The sequence below is a fragment of the Achromobacter sp. ACM04 genome, assembly GCF_014851465.1.
Classification (GTDB): Bacteria; Pseudomonadota; Gammaproteobacteria; order Burkholderiales; family Burkholderiaceae_B; genus Achromobacter; species Achromobacter aegrifaciens.
In genome coordinates this window covers 1-17,860 of sequence record NZ_JACUZS010000007.1, presented here as the reverse complement: position 1 = coordinate 17,860, position 17,860 = coordinate 1, and the positions used below count along the sequence as shown (strand labels likewise).

The following is a 17,860-nucleotide window of genomic DNA, read 5'->3' as shown; positions in this document are numbered from 1 at the left end:
GGCGGGAAGGCCAGCGGGCGCGAAAAAGCCAACAGATGCGAAGCAGCATGCCTTCCGTCAACTGGAAACCCATGGATGATCAGGTGCGATGTCGTGCGTCTGGGCGGAGTTTACGACAGGCCCGCGCATGGCATGGACGCCCAGGCCCGCCAGGACGTTTTGCGTGGCAATGTCTGGCACGTCCTCGGCGTAGACCGCGATATTCAGCGCGGCCGCGGTGGCCACCACCGTGGCGGCGAGGTGCTGGCTGCCCGGACTGTGGAGCAGGCCGGCGATGAAGCCGCCGCACAGCTTCAGATAGGACAAGGGGAATTCGTGCAGGTGCTCGATGGCGCCGAACTGGTACGACAGTCGGCTTACACCGACGCGGGCGCCCGCAGCCACGACGATGTCGCAAAGCGGGTGCAAGTCGGTTCCCTGAGCGGCCAGGGCCGCCGCGTCGATTTCCACGATCAGGCGCGCGCTCAGGGCGGGGCGGTCGGTCAGCATGCGTTGAAGCCTGGACTGGAACGACGGTTGGGCGATCGATGCCAGCGAAATCGGCACTGCCAGCGCGCCGGAGCGCGCATACAGCCAGTCCAGCCCCAGGCGGATGGCTTGTATGTCGCATTCGGCGGACAGGCCGAGGCGGACGGCGGGAGGCATGAAGATCGAAGCCGGAACGGGGTCGGCGCCGCTGGTGTCGTGCAGGGTCAGGCTGGCTTCCTGGTGCAGCAGGCCGCCGGAAAGATCGTGCAGAGGCTGCACGGACAAGGAGAACCTGTGTTGTTCGAGCGCCGTGACCAGAGCGTCATGCCAGCTGTATTCGCCGATGTGCGTGCTGTCCGGCGCGCGGCTGGCCGAGGCTATCTGGTCGTCGTCGGCGCTTTCGGCGCACATCAGCGCGTGATCCAGCCGTGCCAGGATGTCGCTCATGCTGTCTCCTGGCGCGTAGGTGGCCATCGCCAGGGCCCAGCGGCAGGATTCATGCTTGTCCATGGGCACGCGCAGCGAGCGCAGTTCGCGCCGCACCCGCTCGGCCAGCAGGCTGGCCTGAGGCGCCGAGGCGCGGGGCAGCAGCAGCGCAAAATCCGAACCGCTGATGCGCGCGAGCATGGCCCCCGGAGCGCCGAATTCAGCGACCAGCTTGCGCAGCCGGTCCGAAGACGAGCGCAGCCACTGGTCCGTGAACGCGCGCGAGAGGTGCCGGTTGATCTGCGCCAAATCGCGTTGACGAAACATCAGCAGATGGCCGCCCGCATCAGGGTCCTTGTCCGCCAGCGCCAATCTGAATTGGTCGACAAAATACTTGCGGTTGTGCAGCCGGGTGACGGGATCCCTGTAGATCTCGCTCTGTAGCGATTCGATCCGAGCATTCTGTTCCTGGACCGTGGCGGCGACCAGGCGTTGAGCGTCCACCAGCGCCTGGTCGACACCCGCCTGTTCGCTGGCGCCATTCGATGTCTTGCGGTCGCCAGGCGCGAGCGCGCGCTCGCGTTCACGGACGTCGCGTGAGATGCGCGCTTCTATTCGCCGCGCCAGATTCACGCAGAACAGGGCCCACAGCAGGCTCGCGGCCAGCACCAGTCCCAGGACCCGCACGCCGCCTTGCCATAGCGTATCGCGAGCAGTCCGCGAATCTGCTTGCACGGTCACGACGCCTTGCGAACTGCCGTCTGGCGCAGCGTAAGGCCGCGAGACGGCGGGTGCGACCATGTTCAGCCAGGCATCACGCCAATCGTGCTCTCTGGTTTGTGGGTCGGTTTGCGGCGTTTGCCGTTCGACCACGGGCGCGCCATTGTCGTCCGTGATGCGCACCAGCGCATATTCCCCTCCTGCAAACATGTCATCCACCAGCGCAGTCCGTTCTTCGGGGGCGGCGGCCGCATGCGACAAGGCCCAGGCCAGCGCATTAGCGCCGTCGTCGCTTTGCCGCGCCAACTCCGCGCTCAGATAGCGGTGCGCGGCCAGCATTCCCACCGTCTGTGCGCCGAGCAGAACGAGGCCGATCAGGAGGGCGGTGAAGAAAAGTAGCCGGCGGAATGTGGACATGTATTTGGAGGTTCCCTTCCTGGCCGTTGCGTGGCCTGCACTGAGGACTGCCAGGTGTCCGGATGGAATGGCGTCGGATCGAGATCAGGGCTGGAGGGCCGGGATACGGGTGTGATACGAGTCACTAATACATCAGTGGTACAGCAATTCTACATGTCACAGAACGTGCCGAATATTACTAAATTCACGCCGTAAGACGCCAAGCTGTGCAATTATTTCGAAGCTGTCTGATTTTCAATGACAACTATCGAGACACGGTGTATTAATTTTTCGGGTGTAGCTGTCGTAAGTAGTAGGCGAGCATGGCGCAAGGGCCGGCGCCAGTCTGTCGTGGCTCATCCCAAACCCTCCGTGAGCAACCAAAGTAACCGTAGGAATACAGGGAAAAGAGGTGCGTTGCCTCTGAAGTGTGGCGTTTTTTGCGAAAATAATGCATATTTTAAAAAATGTTACAGTCCTTGGGTTCCCTTTCGAACCGCAACGCCAGGGGCTTATGGATAGGGGGCTTCGTGCGTGAGAGTTACCTGCTCGCACTGTGCCTGACGCTTGCGGGCGCACTTGTAGCGATATGCTGGGTCTTCGTACGCAGGGAACGCCTGCTGCGTCAACGCCTGACGCGCGATGAACTGACCGGGGTCCTGAATCAGCAGGAATTGCACCGGCGCGCCCGTGCCTGGCTCAACGATGCCGAGGGCCGTTCGCGCCGCGGCGCTTTCTTTCTGGTGAGCTTCGAGCAATACGCCGAGATCAGCGCCATGTTGCGCGCCGGCGAAGACCAGGCTCTGCTGGTGCAGGTGGCCAATCGCCTGGGCCTGATCTGCCGGTCCATGGGCGGCATGGTGGCGCGTTCGGGGGCGGATGCGTTCACGGTCTGCGCACCCGACGTGGATGAGGCCGGAGCCGCTCAGGTGTCGGCCAAGCTGCTGGAAGCCCTGAGCGTGCCTTACGAACTCGGCGGGCGTCCCCTGATGGCGATGTTCCGCGTCGGCGCTGCCCTGTATCCCGAGCATGGCCGCAGCGTGGAAGAACTGCAGCGCTGCGTGCAGGTCGCCTTGCTGCCGCTGAAGGAGCGCGGCGGGCCGGGCTGGAACCTGTTCGATTTCCGCATGCTGGCGCGCCAGCGCGACCAGCAGGGGCTGGAGAACGACCTGCGGCTGGCGCTGACCACGCCGGACATGGATCAGTTCGAACTGTATTACCAGCCGGTCTGTGACAGCGGCACCGGCATGGTGCAGGGCTGCGAGGCGCTGCTGCGCTGGCATCACCCCGTGCTCGGCAGCGTCTCGCCCGCGGTGACCATCGAATTGGCCGAGCGCAGCGGCCTGATCGTGCCGCTGGGGGCCTGGATATTGGAGCGGGCATGTACCCAGGCTGCGTTATGGCCGGCGACCTGGCGCGTGCATGTGAACCTGTCAGTCAAGCAGATGAACGAGGATGGCCTGGTCGAACTCGTGTCGAATGCGCTTGCGGCCGCAAACCTTGCCCCGCGCAAGCTGGTGCTGGAAATCACGGAATCTCTCTTCATCCTGCACTACGAACGGCACGTGAAGATCCTGAACACGTTGCGGGCGATGGGCATCGGCGTGGCGCTGGACGACTTCGGCTGCGGCTATTCCAGCCTGAACCACCTGCGCTGCCTGCCGATCGATTGGGTCAAGATCGACCGCAGCTTCATCTCAGCGCTGGAATCCGACGCCGGCAGCCGCGAGGTGGTCTCGGCGCTGTTCGGCCTGTGCCAGGCGATGCATCTGCCGGTGGTGGCCGAGGGCGTCGAAACCGAGGGCCAGCGTGAAATCCTGAAGTCGCTGGGATGCCGGGTCATGCAGGGTTTCCTGTTGGGACGTCCCGCACCGGCCTCCGAAATCCAGGCTTTGGCCTCGGCGGTGTCATAATCGGGGTTGCTTGCAAACCCCACCTGTTGACTCCCTATGCCCGGCAATACCCTAGGTACCCTCTTTACCGTCACCAATTTCGGCGAATCCCACGGGCCAGCCATCGGTTGCGTCGTGGACGGCTGTCCTCCGGGGCTGTCGCTGGATGCCTCCGACATCCAGCTCGAACTGGACCGTCGCCGTCCCGGCACGTCGCGCCATGTTACGCAGCGCCAGGAAGCCGACCAGGTGGAAATCCTGTCGGGCGTATACGAGGGAGTGACCACGGGTACGCCCATCGGCCTGCTGATCCGCAACACAGACGCGCGCAGCAAGGACTACTCCAACATCGCCGACACGTTTCGACCGGGCCATGCCGACTATGCCTATTGGCGCAAGTTCGGCGTGCGCGATCCGCGCGGGGGCGGCCGTTCTTCGGCGCGCCTGACGGCGCCGACCGTCGCGGCAGGCGCCATCGCCAAGAAATGGCTGGCGGAGCAATACGGCGTCAAGGTGCGCGGCTACATGAGCCAGTTGGGGCCCATTGCAATCCCCTTCGATTCCTGGGAAGAGGTTCCCAATAATCCGTTCTATGCGCCCAATGCCGCAGTCGTGCCCGAACTGGAGGCCTACATGGACCAGTTGCGCCGCGACGGCGACTCCGTCGGCGCCCGGATCGAGGTCGTGGCCGAGAACCTGCCCGCGGGCTGGGGCGAACCGATCTATGACCGGCTGGACGCCGACATCGCGCACGTCATGATGGGCCTGAATGCCGTGAAGGGCGTGTCGATCGGCGCGGGCTTTGACAGCATCGCTCAGCGCGGCTCGGAGCACGGCGACGAAATCACTCCGGACGGTTTCCTGACCAATAACGCGGGCGGGGTGCTGGGCGGCATTTCCACTGGTCAGCCAGTCACCGTTTCGCTGGCCATCAAGCCTACCTCCAGTATCCGCGTCGAGCGCCGCTCCGTGAACCGCGCCAATGACCCGGTCATGGTGCAGACGCTGGGTCGCCATGACCCTTGCGTCGGCATCCGCGCCACGCCCATCGCTGAGGCGATGCTGGCGCTGGTCTTGATCGACCACGCCTTGCGCCACCGCGGCCAGTGTGGCGATCCGGTAGTCTGATACGCTGTTGCTCTTCGAATTGCCTGGGAGGTCTGCCATGAACCGGAAACGTCTTCTGCTGCGCAACGCGGGTGCAGCGCTCGCGCTGGCAGCCCTGGCGGGCTGCACGGGCATGAATACCACGCAGTCGGGCGCCATTGGCGTCAACCGGACCCAGTACATGTCCAGCATGGTGCCTTCGCAGGCGCTGGAACAGGAAGCGACCCAGCAGTACGCCGACATACTCAAGCAGGCGCAGGCCAAGGGCCTGCTGGACCGCGACCCCCAACAGGTGGCGCGGGTCCGCACCATTTCCCAGCGGCTGATCGCGCAGGCAGGAGTCTTCCGGCCTGACGCCGCCAGCTGGAAATGGGAAGTGCATGTGCTGTCCAGCAACGAGATCAATGCCTGGTGCATGCCGGGCGGCAAGATCGCTGTCTACACGGGCCTGCTTGGCAAGATCAAGCCCACGGACGATGAGCTGGCGGCGGTGCTGGGCCATGAGATTTCGCACGCCTTGCGGGAGCACGCGCGCGAACGAGTGTCCCAGCAGATGGCGACCAATCTGGGGCTGTCGGTGCTGGCGATCGCCACGGGTTCTTCCGCGGCGTCCGACTTGGGCGGACAGTTCACCAGCGTCATGTTCACGCTGCCCAATAGCCGCACGCATGAAACCGAAGCCGACCGCATGGGTGTGGAGCTTGCGGCCAGGGCGGGATTCGATCCGCGCGCCGCCGTGACGCTGTGGCAGAAAATGGGCGCGGCCGACCAGGGCAGCGCACCGCCCGAGATCCTGTCGACTCACCCGTCCGCCGCATCGCGCATCAGCGATCTGCAGGCCGCAGCCCAGCAGGTGCTGCCGCTGTACGAACAGTCCAAGGGCAAAGCCTCCCGCTGAGGCTCTAGCGGCGGCCGTGACTATTACGGCCGCCTCGATCCGCTGTCTTATGCCGCGGCTGTCTTGACGCCGGGGCCGCGCATGACGGCGATGCCCAGCCTGGCCAGAATGCGTTGGGTTTCGGCATCCGGCACATCTTCTGCATAGACCGCTATCTTCAGGCCGCGCGCGGTTTCCAGCACCGATGCCGTCAACTGCTGGCTGCCGGGGCTTTGGGACATGCCGCCGACGAAGCCGCCGCCCAGTTTCACGTACGACAAGGGCAGGGTGTGCAGTTGCGCAACTGCGCCGAACTGCTGAGCCAGGCGGCGCACGCCGATATGCGTGCCGAACTCCGAGGCGACGCGGGCCAGCGTGGCGATCTGCTCGTGGCATTCCACCAGGCCGTGCGCATCGATTTCCAGGTACAGGCGCCGCGCCAGAGACCGGTGTTCGGTCAGCAGCAGCGCCAATTGGCGGAAGAACTTCTGGCCCCGCAACGAGGGCAGAGCCACCCGAACAGCCAATTCGCCAGGGTTGGCGGCCAGCCAGTCCAGTCCCAGGCTCACGGCCTCCAGGTCGCAATCGGCCACCAGATCCAGACGCACGGCCGGCGGGATGAACAGCGTGGCGGGTATCGGCACCTGGTCGGCCGCGGTTCGCAGCATCAGCATCGCTTCGGTGCGGACGGTGCTGCCGTCGGTGGCTTGCAGGGCTTCCGTGGCCAGCTCGAAGCGGTGCTCTTCCAAAGCGGATTGGATCGCGTCCTTCCAGGCGCGTTCGCCCGATTCCGAAGGCGACTGCATGTCGGTCGCGCCAGCGATCACGACATGGTCGTTGCCGGCGCTTTCCGCCCGCATCAAGCCGAAGTCCAGGCGCGCAAGCACCGGCCCGGCCTGGCTGCCGTGGCCATAGTCGGTCATGGCCTGCGCCCAGCGGCACAGATGTCCTTCACCCACGGGGATGCGGGACGCGTGCAGGTCGGCGCGCACCTGCTCGGCCACCATCATGGCCTGGGGCGCCGCGCAACCGGGCAGCAGCAGGGCGAAATCCGAGCCGTTCAGACGGGCCAGCAGGGGCGATGCCACATGCATGCTCTTGAGTGTGCCGCGGATGCGTTCGCAGGCCGTGCGCAGCCATTGGTCGATGAACTCGCGCGGCATATGGCGATTCAGGTCCGCCAGGTCGCGCTGGCGGAACACCAGGACGTGGCCGCCGTCGATGCTGCGGACGGTCGTGAGGGCAGGGGCCTCCAGCGCGCGGCGGAACTCGTTGACGAAGTACTTGCGGTTGGGCAGGCCCGTGACTGGGTCCTGGTTCAGTTCCAGTTCCAGCGATTCGATCTTGGCGTTCTGTTCTTCGACGCTGGCATGGATGCGTTCGCGGGTCTGGTTCAACGCCTGCACCACCCCGGACAGTTCAGGCACGCGCGCCTCGACCTGTTCCGTCGGGGATTCCTGGCCGATGCTGCGCACGTGATCGCTGATTTCACGCAGCAGGCGGTTCTTGATCCAGCCCACCAGCATGAAGGCGAACACGGCCCAAAGAATGCCGGCGCCCACCACCAGGGCGATCATCTTGAGGCTGCTGCGCCACAGGGCTTCCCAGGCATAGGCGTCGTTGGCGATCAGCGTGACCTCGCCGATCTGGCGCCAGCCGTCGCTGACGGCATGGCTGGCCGATTGCGTCGTCAAGGGAGCCAGCGCCTGAAACCAGGCGGGGACCGACGCCGCGGTGGCCGTGGATTTCCGTTCGATCAGGACCTTGCCTTCAGGATCGCTCAAGCGCACCAGCGAGAAATGCCCGCCGTCGTACAGCGCCGACACCAGCAGCTCTTGCACGACCGGGTCGTTGTTCGCGGGCTGCGACAGCGACAGCGCCAGCGACACGGCAGCGTCTGTGCTCTGCACTTGCAGTTGGCCGGACAGGTACTCCCGGGCGGAATTCACGCTGAGCGCGAGCGTGCCCAGCAGGATGACGCCGATGGCGAGGGTAACGCTGAGCAATAGCTGTCGAAGTATGGACATAGTCTTATTTCCGGACATCAGGGGCGCACGCCTTCCCGTTCCATGCGTTGAAGTAGATCACGCCAGCGGCTGAGACGGTCAACCGGCGCGGCGGGCTTGCCGTCCACATAGACGCCGTCCGCATTGAAACTGAATACTGGCGTCAGGTCGCGGCGCTGCGTGGCGGGCAAAATGGTCGAGATCAGGTTGTCCAGCACCAGCGGCACGGCGTTGGGGGTTTCGTAATAGCCCAGCACCATGTGGGCGATCTGGGTGCTGCTGGCCGCGCCGCCGATGCGCGCGCGGACGTAGATGAAGCGCAGTTTGTTGGCAGGCACGCCCAGCGCCAGCAGCGTGAAGTACTTGCCGATGACGTAGTCTTCGCAATCGCCCGCGCCCCTGCCCAGCGATTCTAATGGCGTGGCCCAATAATCGGCCTGTTTCCAGATGGTGATGTCCTCGCCGGACATCAGGGAGCGGTTCCAGAAATCATTGGCCTGTGTCAGTGCGCCTTTTTCCTGGGCAGGGGCGGGGCTGCGCATCAATTGCAGCCATTCCGAAACCGCCTTGGAGCCTTTTGCGCCATAGCGGCTGGCCGACAGGCTTTGCAGCCGGTCGGCATTCACTTCCAGGGCGGAACTTCCGCCCCAGCCGCAAGCCAGGCATAGCAAAGCCAATCGGCACAGATTCAGCGTGCGGCGGAAACGGCGGGACGATGGCATGAAACGGATTTTCACATTTTTCCGGGCATCTTAGATGCGCCTTGGGAAAAAATGCGTCATGCGGGCGCGGGAAGATCCTGCTGGGTCTTCCCTGGAGCTATTGCTCAGGCATGGTCGACGGCCAGCATACCTTTTTGCAGCAAGTCATTGATGATGGCCTGGTTGCTCATGGATTGGCCGTGGGCATCGTGGGTGAGGTCCACGTTTTCCAACACGATCTTTTGGCTCGCACCCATGGTACTCAGCTTGCCCCGGGTATTCACATCGATGACCGTATCGTTGCCTTCCAGGTGGAAAGCCAGGTACTTGGAGAGTGAGCCGTCATCCTCGCCGACCAGCAATCCTTGCAGATCCAGAATGTCGCCGCCATCGGCGGGCTTCAGGATCGAGAAGTCCTTGATCGTGTCTACGGCTGGCGTGCCTGCGGCGCCTTGGTCGTCGAGTACCCATTTGAACGTATCGCTGCCCGAACCGCCGTACAGAATGTCATTGCCCTTGCCCCCGATCAGCACGTCGTTACCTGCATCGCCAAACAGCGTGTCGCTGCCGGTGCCGCCCGACAGGACGTCATTGCCCTCATCTCCGTGGAGCTGGTCATTTCCACCCTGGCCGTAAAGAATATCGTTGGCCGCGCCGCCATGCAGCTCGTCGTTGCCGCCGCGCAGATCGCCCTGCACGTCGAAAAGCGCGTGGTTGTCCGAGATGAACTTGTGTAGATCGGCGTCGGTCGGTTGGATGCCGTTCTTCAATAGCAGGAACTGCTTGAGCGCGTCGAGGCTGGCCCCGTCGGGAAGACCTGCGGGCCTGGCGGCGTTGCCGTCAACGTTCCACGGCAAGTGATCAGTGTTGATTGCATCACCAAACAGGATGTCCGAGCCCTCTCCACCATGAATCTTGTCGTTAGCGACCGGAGTCGTTCTGTCATAGAGCAAGGCCGCTTGCAGATCCGACGGCCTCTGCAGGAACTGCGAGTTGCCAGTACGAGCAAGGTCACTGTCGATGAGATCCGAACCGTTGTCTGGGCGGCCTGAGTACCACATCCGGATCGTGTTGATAGCGATAGACGCGCCGAAACCGCCATTGATATTGTTGACTATGAACTGGTACCTATAGTCGCCAGGACCGTGGATAAGTGTTTTGGTGTTGGCGTCTGTACCTGCCTCGACTTCTGCCCACGTCGAACCGATCCGCTTTAGCAAGACCCACTTGAACGTGCCAACTTCACGCAATTCTCCCGCATTCACCGTATCGAAGTCGAACGAGACGCCTGCGGAATGGGTCACCGTAATTCTGTCGGCTTCGCGCATGGTTACGGCGAAGGGCTGGCCGTCTGCCGTCGTGTCGGCAATGACCAGGAAGTGGGCGATCTCCGTAAAGGGACCCTCATCCTTCACTGCGTAGCTGCCATAACCTACTCTGCCGTCACCCTCTTGCTGCCAATTCTCGGGATCGTTCGCAGTCAATAGATCTGAATCACCGCCGTCGAACTGAAGAAGATTCTTGTAGTACGTGAATTCGCCGCCGGTGTTGTCATATTTGTCGAGTACGGCGTTATCGAATTTGAAGGTCCCAGAAGTATGAGAAAGGGTGCCAACGCCAATGGCATGCACGTCGCTGATTTCGGCGAGATTGCTGAATTCAGCGTCGCGGTCGTAAGTCAGTTCTAATTCCGGAACGCCATTTGTCAGGAAGTAGGTCAGGTTCTTGTACGGATTGCCGTTGCTGTCAACCGTTGGCTGGCCGTCGAACCAGTCCTTGGTTGCATGGAAGGCCGCGCCATATGGTTTGGTCCAGCTATATGGCTGTAGGCCAAGAAGGGTGTCCACGATTTCGTCAACATTGTCGGGTGTCAGCCCCGAAACCGTCTTCTGCAGCGTGGTTCTGTGGTTCCCGAAAGTGATCAGTGATACGTTGATGGTGCCGTCATGAACCGCCAGTTGAGTCTCCAGCATGGTCTTTAGGGCTGTCTTGACCGTATCGAGTGGTGTTGCCGCGTTGGAATCAACAACCCAATTCATTGAATACGACAGATCCAGAACCAGAGCAATGTTGTAGCTTGTACCCGGCATCACGTTCTTCACCATGCCACCCTGGTCGCCCAGCAGCACGTCGTTGCCCGAGCCGCCGTTCAAGGTTTCGTCATCGTTGTTGCCACTGACGAATTGGTCCAGATGCAGCTTGAACGTTTGCTGACTAGATGTGTCGTGCCCCCCGTTGGCGGTGCCGCCGGTATCCTTGACGCGAAAGTCGAAGGAGGCGCCGGCGTCTATGCCGGTATTGAAAGCGCCGGACTCGAACACCAACTTGCCGCTGGCCAGATCCCCGGCACTGATCTCCTGCCCCTGTACCACCGGCTTTCCGTCCAGCAACAGCATGCCGCAGGAGGGCAGGGAGTCGATGATCACGGAGTGCATCGAATCGCCTTCCCCTGAATCGGAGAAAGGAAAGTCGTCGAGACCGAATATGTAGCTATTGCCAGCCGCTACGTTGCCGGTGAAGTCCAGCGAGACGGGGGCGTCATTGACGGACTGGACCTGGAGATCGAGGGTGGATGAGGTCGTCGTCGCACCGTCCGTCGCGGTGTACGTGATCGGCGGGACATCTCCGTTCCAGTTCGAATCCGGCGTAAAGACATAGCTGCCATCCGCTTTGATGAGGATCGAACCCACGCCAACGAGATTTGCGGTACTGCCTGCGTCGTACTTTGTGTCGTTGACAGTGAAGGTTGTGATTGTCAGCGTGTCGTTGTCGACGTCGACCGCGCCTATGAGCACGTTGCCAGACGCCGAGTGGTCCTCCGATAATTGGTGGACTTGGGCTAGAAGGACTGGCGCGTCGTTGGTTCCGAGGATTTCGATCGTGAGGGTGGCGATGGCCGTGCCTCCCTCTCCATCGGAAACGGAGTAGGTAATCGAACTGTGGGCTTTTTCGCCGATGCCGAGATGCTGGAAGGCAGAGCCAGGGTTGAAGGTGTAGGAACCGTCGGCATTCAGCGTGAAGCTACCGCCATGAGTCCCGGCGATCGCCACGCCGACATTGGCTGCGCTGCCGTTGACGCGTAAAACAAACAGGGTGTCGCCATCCGGATCGCTGTCATTGGCCAGTACACCGTGCTGGGCGTTGACGTTGAGGGTGGTGTCCTCGTCCGCGGTGCCCGTATCGTCGGCAACGACAGGGATCGTATGGATGACGTTCCAGTGGAATTCCTGGGACGTCGTGGCGCCGGACGCGTCGGTCGCAGTAATGGTGGCCGTATACCTTCCGCCGACACCGCCCTGCGAAGCGGAATGGTCGACATCACCGCCGATAATTCCGGTGTTCGGGTCGATGCTCAAGCCGGGCGGTAAGCCGGTGGCGGCAAAGGTAAGCCTGTCGCTGGTGTCTGGGTCCGAGAAGTGGCCGGAAACGTCGTAGCGCACGCTCGTCTGCGCATCCAGGCTGGAGGTATCGGAGATCGTGGTGGAAACCGGACCGTCGTTGACGCCGGCGATCGTCACGACGACCGTTGCCGTGGCGGCGGCACCGCTGGGGTCCGTGATGGAGTACGAAACGGTACTGGTGGCGGTTTCGCCCGCGGCCAGGTGTTGATGCTCTTTCCCCGGCGTGTAGACGTAGCTCCCGTCAGCCAGAACAGTGAACGTGCCGCCATTGCTGCCCGCGACCGTAACGCCGCTCGAGGTCATGGTCCTGCCGCCGACCGACGCTATTGCCAATGGATCGCCGTCTGGGTCCGTGTCGTTCGCGAGCAGGTTGCCGCGCACCTGATGGTTCTGCTCACCTAGTCCTGCATCGTCTCGTGCGGCGGGCGCATGGTTGACGCTGACCGGCGTGGGTGTCTCGTCGTCGTTGCTGATGGCGCCAGTGCTGGACATGCGAGGCAGTACTGCATCGCTGCGACCGGGATTGGAATAGCTCAGATCAAGCGGACTGGTGGTTTCAAGAAGGCGCGCCAAACGGACGAAGCTGCTGCCACCGGCGCTACCCCCGCCTGCTACCACGGCGGCGGTGGGATCGAGTTCATCGAACAGATCGCGGCCATTGCGCAGGGCTGCCAGCAAACGTTCGGAGTCGGTGCCTTTGGGGGGCGTGAACGCCGCTTCGGACACATCGTCGAGCGTGCCGGTCATTTCGCTGGTCAGCGCGACCTCGCGGCCTTCGCCGATGATGATCGGCATGCCGTTTTCGACTTGAAGGGAAACCGTGGCGCCTGACGCCGTGACGACGTCACTGCCGGCAGGAACCTTGCTGCCGAGGTGCAGTTCGGTCAGGGATCCGTCGCCATGGCGCAACCACGCGCGACCGGAAATTTCGTTGACGATTGCGGGAGACGTATTGGCCATGTTGGTTCCCTCTTCAGGGCGTTATCCAAGATGGCCAGATACTAGATGTCGTTGCCGGGACTAGATACTGGCAACACTTATAGGGTCAAGCAGCAATGCAGATGCTAGGCGGGAAATGCACCGCCGGGAAGGCCGTTGCCGGCCTTCCCGGGGCTTGCTGCTTAGCTGTGGTCGACGTTCAGCTTACCCTTCTGCAGCAGGTCGTTGATGATGGCCTGATTGCTCATGGCCTGACCGTTCGCGTCATGGGTGAGATCAACGTTCTCCAGCACGATCTTCTGATCCGCGCCCTGGGAGCCAAGCTTGCCCTGGGTGTTGATCTCGACGAGCGTATTGTTGGAGTTGGCCGGATCCTGCTTGAAGTTCAAGTACTGCGACAGGTTGCCGTCCTTCTCGCCCACGAGCAGGTCCTTCAGGTCCAGCACATCCCCGCCGTCGACGACCGAGGCCTTCGAGAAGTCCTTGATCGTGTCGATCGCAGGCTGCGCCGTGGTGCCCTGGTCGCCAAGCTGCCACTTGAACGTGTCGCTGCCGCCGTCACCCCACATGGTGTCGTTGCCCTTGCCGCCGACCAGGATGTCGTTGCCGGCGCCGCCGTGGAGCTCGTCGTTGCCGGTTCCGCCATAGAGCTTGTCGTTGCCGTCATCACCCCACAGGACATCGTTGCCGCCCTGGCCGTAGATGATGTCGTCGCCCTTGCCGCCATGCAATTCGTCATTGCCGCCACGCGTGTCGCCAGCCGCATCGAACTGACCCGGATTCTGCTTGATGAACTCGTATATCCGTTCGTTCGTCGGGGCGACGCCGTCCACCGCCTTGAGGTAGTCCTTCAGCGAGTCGAGACCGCCACCATTGTGGGATCCCGCGGGATTGCCGGCCCACGCGAGGTGGTCGGTGTTGATCGCGTCACCGAAGATGATGTCGTTGCCGTCGCCACCGTAGACCGTGTCGTGGCCGACTTCGGCCGGATTGCTCGTGCTGCTGCCTCCCTTGAGAGCGGCCTCCAGGTCGTTGGCGGTGTTGACGATGTCAATTGCGCCAGTCTTGCCGTACACGGTTTGGTATCCCGAGGGATTGCCGAACCAGTCCCACCCGGTGGGCAGCCTGATCTGGCCATCGCCGGAGCTGTCCGTGTTATCGAAAAAGCGCAGGATGTTGCTGTCGATGCCGGTTCCGATGCCGATCCCGTGGACCTTGCTGGCGCCGTTGAGGGCTTTGAAGGCGTCGACGGCTTCCTTCATGGTGTTGTAGTCGGTATCGTTACCCGGTCCCTTGACGCTCCCTCCGTTGTTGTAGTACTGCGTCGGGTTGCCGTCGGTCAGGAAGAACGTCAGGTTTTCGAACTTCACCCCATTCGGGTTCGCTTTACCTTGGTCAGCAAACCATTTCACGGTAGCGTCGAACGCCGCCTCGTAGTTGGTGCCCGCGGTATCGCCGCTCGCAATCGTGAGTTTGTTGATAGCCTCGATCAACTTGCTCAGGTTGGCCTGCGTGAGGTTGTTGAACGTGATCGGATCTTGAGCATGGGTTGCGAAGCCGATCAGCGATACGTTGACGACGCCGTCGTGGTGCTCCAGGTCGGCGGCGAGCTTGACCAGCGCGTCCTTAACCAGTTGCATGCGGTTGACACCGGAACCGGACTGCGCGGACATGCTGCCTGAACGGTCCACCACCAGCGCAATGTTGTAGTTCGTGCCGGGGGTGACGTTCGTGACGTAGCCGCCCTGGTCCGCCAGGATGACGTCATCACCCGACCCGCCGTTCAGCGGCGGTTTGCCGCCGCTGCCGCTGTCGTCATTGCCATGGGTCACCAGGTGATCGGCGGAGATGACGAACTTGTGCTCGGTCGAGGTGTCGTTGCCGCCATTCGCCGTGCCGCCATTGTCCTTCACTTGGAAATTGAAGGAGCTGTCCTGCTTGTCGGCGCCCGGCGTGAACTTCAGCAGGCCTTGTTCGATGGCCGACTTCGGAATCTCCATGCCGGCCGTGACCGGCTTGCCGTTATAGGTCATCGTGCCGCTGGTGGGCGGTTGGGTGATGATGACGCTTTGCAGGCTGTTGCCTTCCGCTCCATCGTCGAAGCGGAAATCGTTCAGCGAGAAGACGTACTGGTTATCGCCAACTTCCAGGTTCGCGGAACCGTCCACGGTCGTGGGCGCGTCGTTGACGCCATTGATGGTGATGGTGATGGTGCTGGTGGCCGAGCCGTCGGCGGAGGCGACCGTGTAGGTCTCGACGATGCTTTCGCCCGCCTTGAGGAACTGGATCGCGGCGTTGTTGACGTTGTAGGTATAGGTGCCATCGGGTTTCATTACGATGACGCCCAGCGCTCCGCCGGCATGCGTGCTGTTGGTGAGCTTGAGGGTGGCGGTGTCGAAGGTCGACTGGCCGGCATCGGGATCCGTGATCGTGACCGCGCCCTTGACGGTGAGATTTCCGCCCGTGACGTTCACATCTTCCGTGACCGACCGGAAGTCGTTGGTCATCACCGGCACGTCATTGGTGCCATTGATCGTGATGGTGATGGTCGTGGTGCTGAAGTCGCCGTCGGAATCGCGGATGGTGTACGAGAACACGTCCGAGAGCTTGTCGCCTTGCCCCAGTGCATTGACGCGCGGATCGGTGTTGTTCAGGGTATAGGTATAGGTGCCATCGGCGTGGATGGTGATCTTGCCGTACACGCCATTGACCTCGGCGTTGACGTTGCCTTCGATCGCCTTGTTCGCGTTGGCCGAACCCTTGGCCACGCCGACCACCGTGGTCACGTCGGCGCCCACGGCGTCCGCACCGGTGCCGGTGATGACGTTGCCGGTGGCTTCCAAGACCTTGTCTTCCGTCACACTGGCCGTGTCCGGCTTTGCCTCGGGCGCCGTGTCGGTGATCTGGATGATCAGGCTGCCGCTGCTGCCGTGGCCGCCAGCATTCTTGGCGGTCACGATGAAGTCGTCATGCACGCTGTCCTTGCCGTTCGAGTGATTCTGGGATTTCCCCTTCTCGGTATAGGTGTAAGTGAGCTTGCCGGTAGCTGGATCGTAGCCGGTGATCTTGAGCGTGCCCTTGCCCGTGGTCAGGCTGACGGGGTTGGCATTCGTCGCCTTGGTGACGTCCACGCCATTTACGTCGACGCTCACGATGCCCAACGCCGCGGAAATCTGCATCGTTCCCGTAACGGTGTCGCCGGTGGCTTCCGCCACCTTGTTCGTCGCGTTCGTAACGGCGGATTCCGCGGTGGAGGTCACGTTGAAATGCGTGTTCACCTTGTCGCCGTCGCCATCCGTTCCGGTAACGCCAACCGTGAAGTCCATCGGGCCGGCGGGAACGCTTTCCGTATAGGAGCCGGTCGTGAGGAAGGACATCCTGACGCCGCTGCCCGCGGTGACCTCGATGCTATCGAATTGAGTGAACGAGGGGGTGCCCTGGCTCAACATCTCCTTCGTGATGTGAATGGCGCCAGTCGTACTGTTCACGGGTACGGAGATCATCTTGGAGACGCCGTCGCTCCATACCGTGATATTGAGCGTGCCGCTTCCCTTGACTTCCGCGACATTCAGCTTGAAATCCGAGAGGGCTTCGTTGAAGTCCATGCGGAAGCTTTCGCCCGAGTCGAAGGAGGTGTTGCCGATCCCGAACGAATTTCCGCTGCCGAACGTGTTGGCATTGAACGTCTTTCCGCCGCCGGCGCTCAGCGTGGCATAGCCGAGGTCATAGGTGGATTGGGGGTTGTTGCTGATCGAGGAGGCCAAGTCGATCGACGCGGTCGTCCCGGGCCGGGCTTCGTGCTGGGTGACGGTATAGCCGCCCTCCGGATTCAGGGTCACCGTGAAGATCTTGGTCCCGTTGGGCGAGAAGATGTCGACCGAAGACTTGTTGAGCGCGCTGGTCGTCCAGTTCTGCGGCAGCTGACCGACAGACGACACGACCAGCGTGGCGCCCACGGCGTCGGCGCCCGTATGGAATTCCAGGGTGCCGGTGGCGCTGGTGGCGGCATTCTCCATCACAGTATTGGAGACGGCGCCGAATTCCGGACTGTCATCCTCGATATTGATCGTGATGGTGCCGTTGCTGGTGGCGTGGCCATCGCTGACCTGCACGCCGATACCCAGCTGGAGCACGTCCTCGACCGAGTTCGTCGGGTGATCCACTTGGCCCGACAGGGTTACGGTGTAGCCGCCCGCGTCGGTCATCGTGACAGTGATGACGGAGTTTCCGTGGAAGTCCTTGCCGACCAGGGTGTGGCCATTGTCCGACAGGGTCCAGACGACAGGTTTTCCTTGTGAGGTCAGGGCGTTGTCCGCCGGCTTGACCAAGGTGACGGTATGGGTGTCCTTCACATCCAAATCGGAGATGGTCAGGTTGCCGGAGTAGGTGACAGCGTTCGTCGTATCCGTGGTGCCATTGCTGTCAGGTATGCCGTGCGGCAGGCCTTCTTCAGACAGGTTGATGCTGGCGCTGCTGATCGAGGGCAGATCGTTCGTGCCGGTGATCGTAATCGTCAGCACGGCCTCGCTCTTGTCGCCGTCGGCATCGGTGATGGTGTAGCGGATGGTCTCGGTCAGCAATTCGCCCGCCTGCAGCCCCTGGACAGCTTGCAGGCTGTTGTTGAGCTGATAGGACCAGGTGCCGTCGCCATTGTCTACCAGCGTGCCGTACTTGGCATCGCCGGTAGTGATGACCGTCGTGACTGCATCGGCGCCGAGCGTGTCGTTGCCCAACAAGTTGCCGGAGATGGGGGCGGTCGTGCCTTCCGTGATGCCCGCCGTGTCGTTCTTGGCTTCCGGAGCGGTGTCGGTGATGAGCACGACCAGGTCGTCGGACTTGACCTGGTTGGCCGCATCGGTGACGGTGACGGTGAACTTGTCGGTGACGGAGTCGTCGCCGGCGGTGTGGTTCTTGGCCGTCCCGTCCT

At 62.4% G+C, this 17,860-nt stretch carries 8 protein-coding genes; 3 read left to right on the top strand and 5 right to left on the bottom strand.

The window, feature by feature from the left end; genetic code table 11:
* Positions 1 to 57: 57 nt before the first annotated feature.
* Entirely contained in the window at positions 58 to 2,031 is a 1,974-nt protein-coding gene (locus tag IB259_RS30100) for an EAL domain-containing protein (protein WP_192330987.1), read from the bottom strand.
* A gap of 509 nt (positions 2,032 to 2,540) precedes the next feature.
* Here IB259_RS30100 and IB259_RS30095 point away from each other — a divergent pair.
* The 3 genes from IB259_RS30095 to IB259_RS30085 are packed head-to-tail and all read left to right on the top strand — an operon-like array spanning position 2,541 to position 5,907.
* Positions 2,541 to 3,923: a bifunctional diguanylate cyclase/phosphodiesterase gene (locus IB259_RS30095; protein WP_054458572.1), complete on the top strand. Its 1,383-nt coding sequence runs from the start codon at positions 2,541 to 2,543 to the stop codon at positions 3,921 to 3,923.
* A gap of 36 nt (positions 3,924 to 3,959) precedes the next feature.
* Complete coding sequence (gene aroC, locus IB259_RS30090; RefSeq protein WP_054458570.1) at positions 3,960 to 5,030, top strand: chorismate synthase; 1,071 nt, start codon at positions 3,960 to 3,962, stop codon at positions 5,028 to 5,030.
* 37 nt (positions 5,031 to 5,067) lie between these two features.
* On the top strand, positions 5,068 to 5,907 hold the full coding sequence (locus tag IB259_RS30085) for a M48 family metallopeptidase (RefSeq protein WP_054458568.1): 840 nt from the start codon (positions 5,068 to 5,070) through the stop codon (positions 5,905 to 5,907).
* Positions 5,908 to 5,954: 47 nt separating this feature from the next.
* Here the strand turns inward: IB259_RS30085 and IB259_RS30080 are convergent, their stop codons facing one another.
* The 4 genes from IB259_RS30080 to IB259_RS30065 form a co-directional block, all read right to left on the bottom strand.
* A complete protein-coding gene (locus tag IB259_RS30080; protein ID WP_192330986.1) occupies positions 5,955 to 7,913 on the bottom strand; it encodes a LapD/MoxY N-terminal periplasmic domain-containing protein in 1,959 nt (652 codons plus the stop codon).
* A gap of 17 nt (positions 7,914 to 7,930) precedes the next feature.
* Positions 7,931 to 8,614, bottom strand: coding sequence for a transglutaminase-like cysteine peptidase (locus IB259_RS30075; RefSeq protein WP_175162500.1), 684 nt, complete (start codon positions 8,612 to 8,614; stop codon positions 7,931 to 7,933).
* Positions 8,615 to 8,718: 104 nt separating this feature from the next.
* Entirely contained in the window at positions 8,719 to 12,954 is a 4,236-nt protein-coding gene (locus IB259_RS30070) for a retention module-containing protein (protein ID WP_192330985.1), read from the bottom strand.
* Positions 12,955 to 13,115: 161 nt separating this feature from the next.
* Positions 13,116 to 17,753 carry a VCBS domain-containing protein gene (locus tag IB259_RS30065; RefSeq protein ID WP_370528724.1) on the bottom strand — a complete coding sequence of 1,546 codons (4,638 nt, stop codon included), beginning with the start codon at positions 17,751 to 17,753 and terminating at the stop codon, positions 13,116 to 13,118.
* Positions 17,754 to 17,860: the final 107 nt, after the last annotated feature.

Excerpts from the sequence above, each read along its gene's own strand:
- IB259_RS30100 (WP_192330987.1), bottom strand. The coding sequence starts at position 2,031 with ATGTCCACATTCCGCCGGCTACTTTTCTTCACCGCCCTCCTGATCGGC.
- aroC (WP_054458570.1), top strand. The coding sequence starts at position 3,960 with ATGCCCGGCAATACCCTAGGTACCCTCTTTACCGTCACCAATTTCGGC.
- IB259_RS30085 (WP_054458568.1), top strand. The coding sequence starts at position 5,068 with ATGAACCGGAAACGTCTTCTGCTGCGCAACGCGGGTGCAGCGCTCGCG.
- IB259_RS30080 (WP_192330986.1), bottom strand. The coding sequence starts at position 7,913 with ATGTCCATACTTCGACAGCTATTGCTCAGCGTTACCCTCGCCATCGGC.
- IB259_RS30075 (WP_175162500.1), bottom strand. The coding sequence starts at position 8,614 with ATGCCATCGTCCCGCCGTTTCCGCCGCACGCTGAATCTGTGCCGATTG.
- IB259_RS30070 (WP_192330985.1), bottom strand. The coding sequence starts at position 12,954 with ATGGCCAATACGTCTCCCGCAATCGTCAACGAAATTTCCGGTCGCGCG.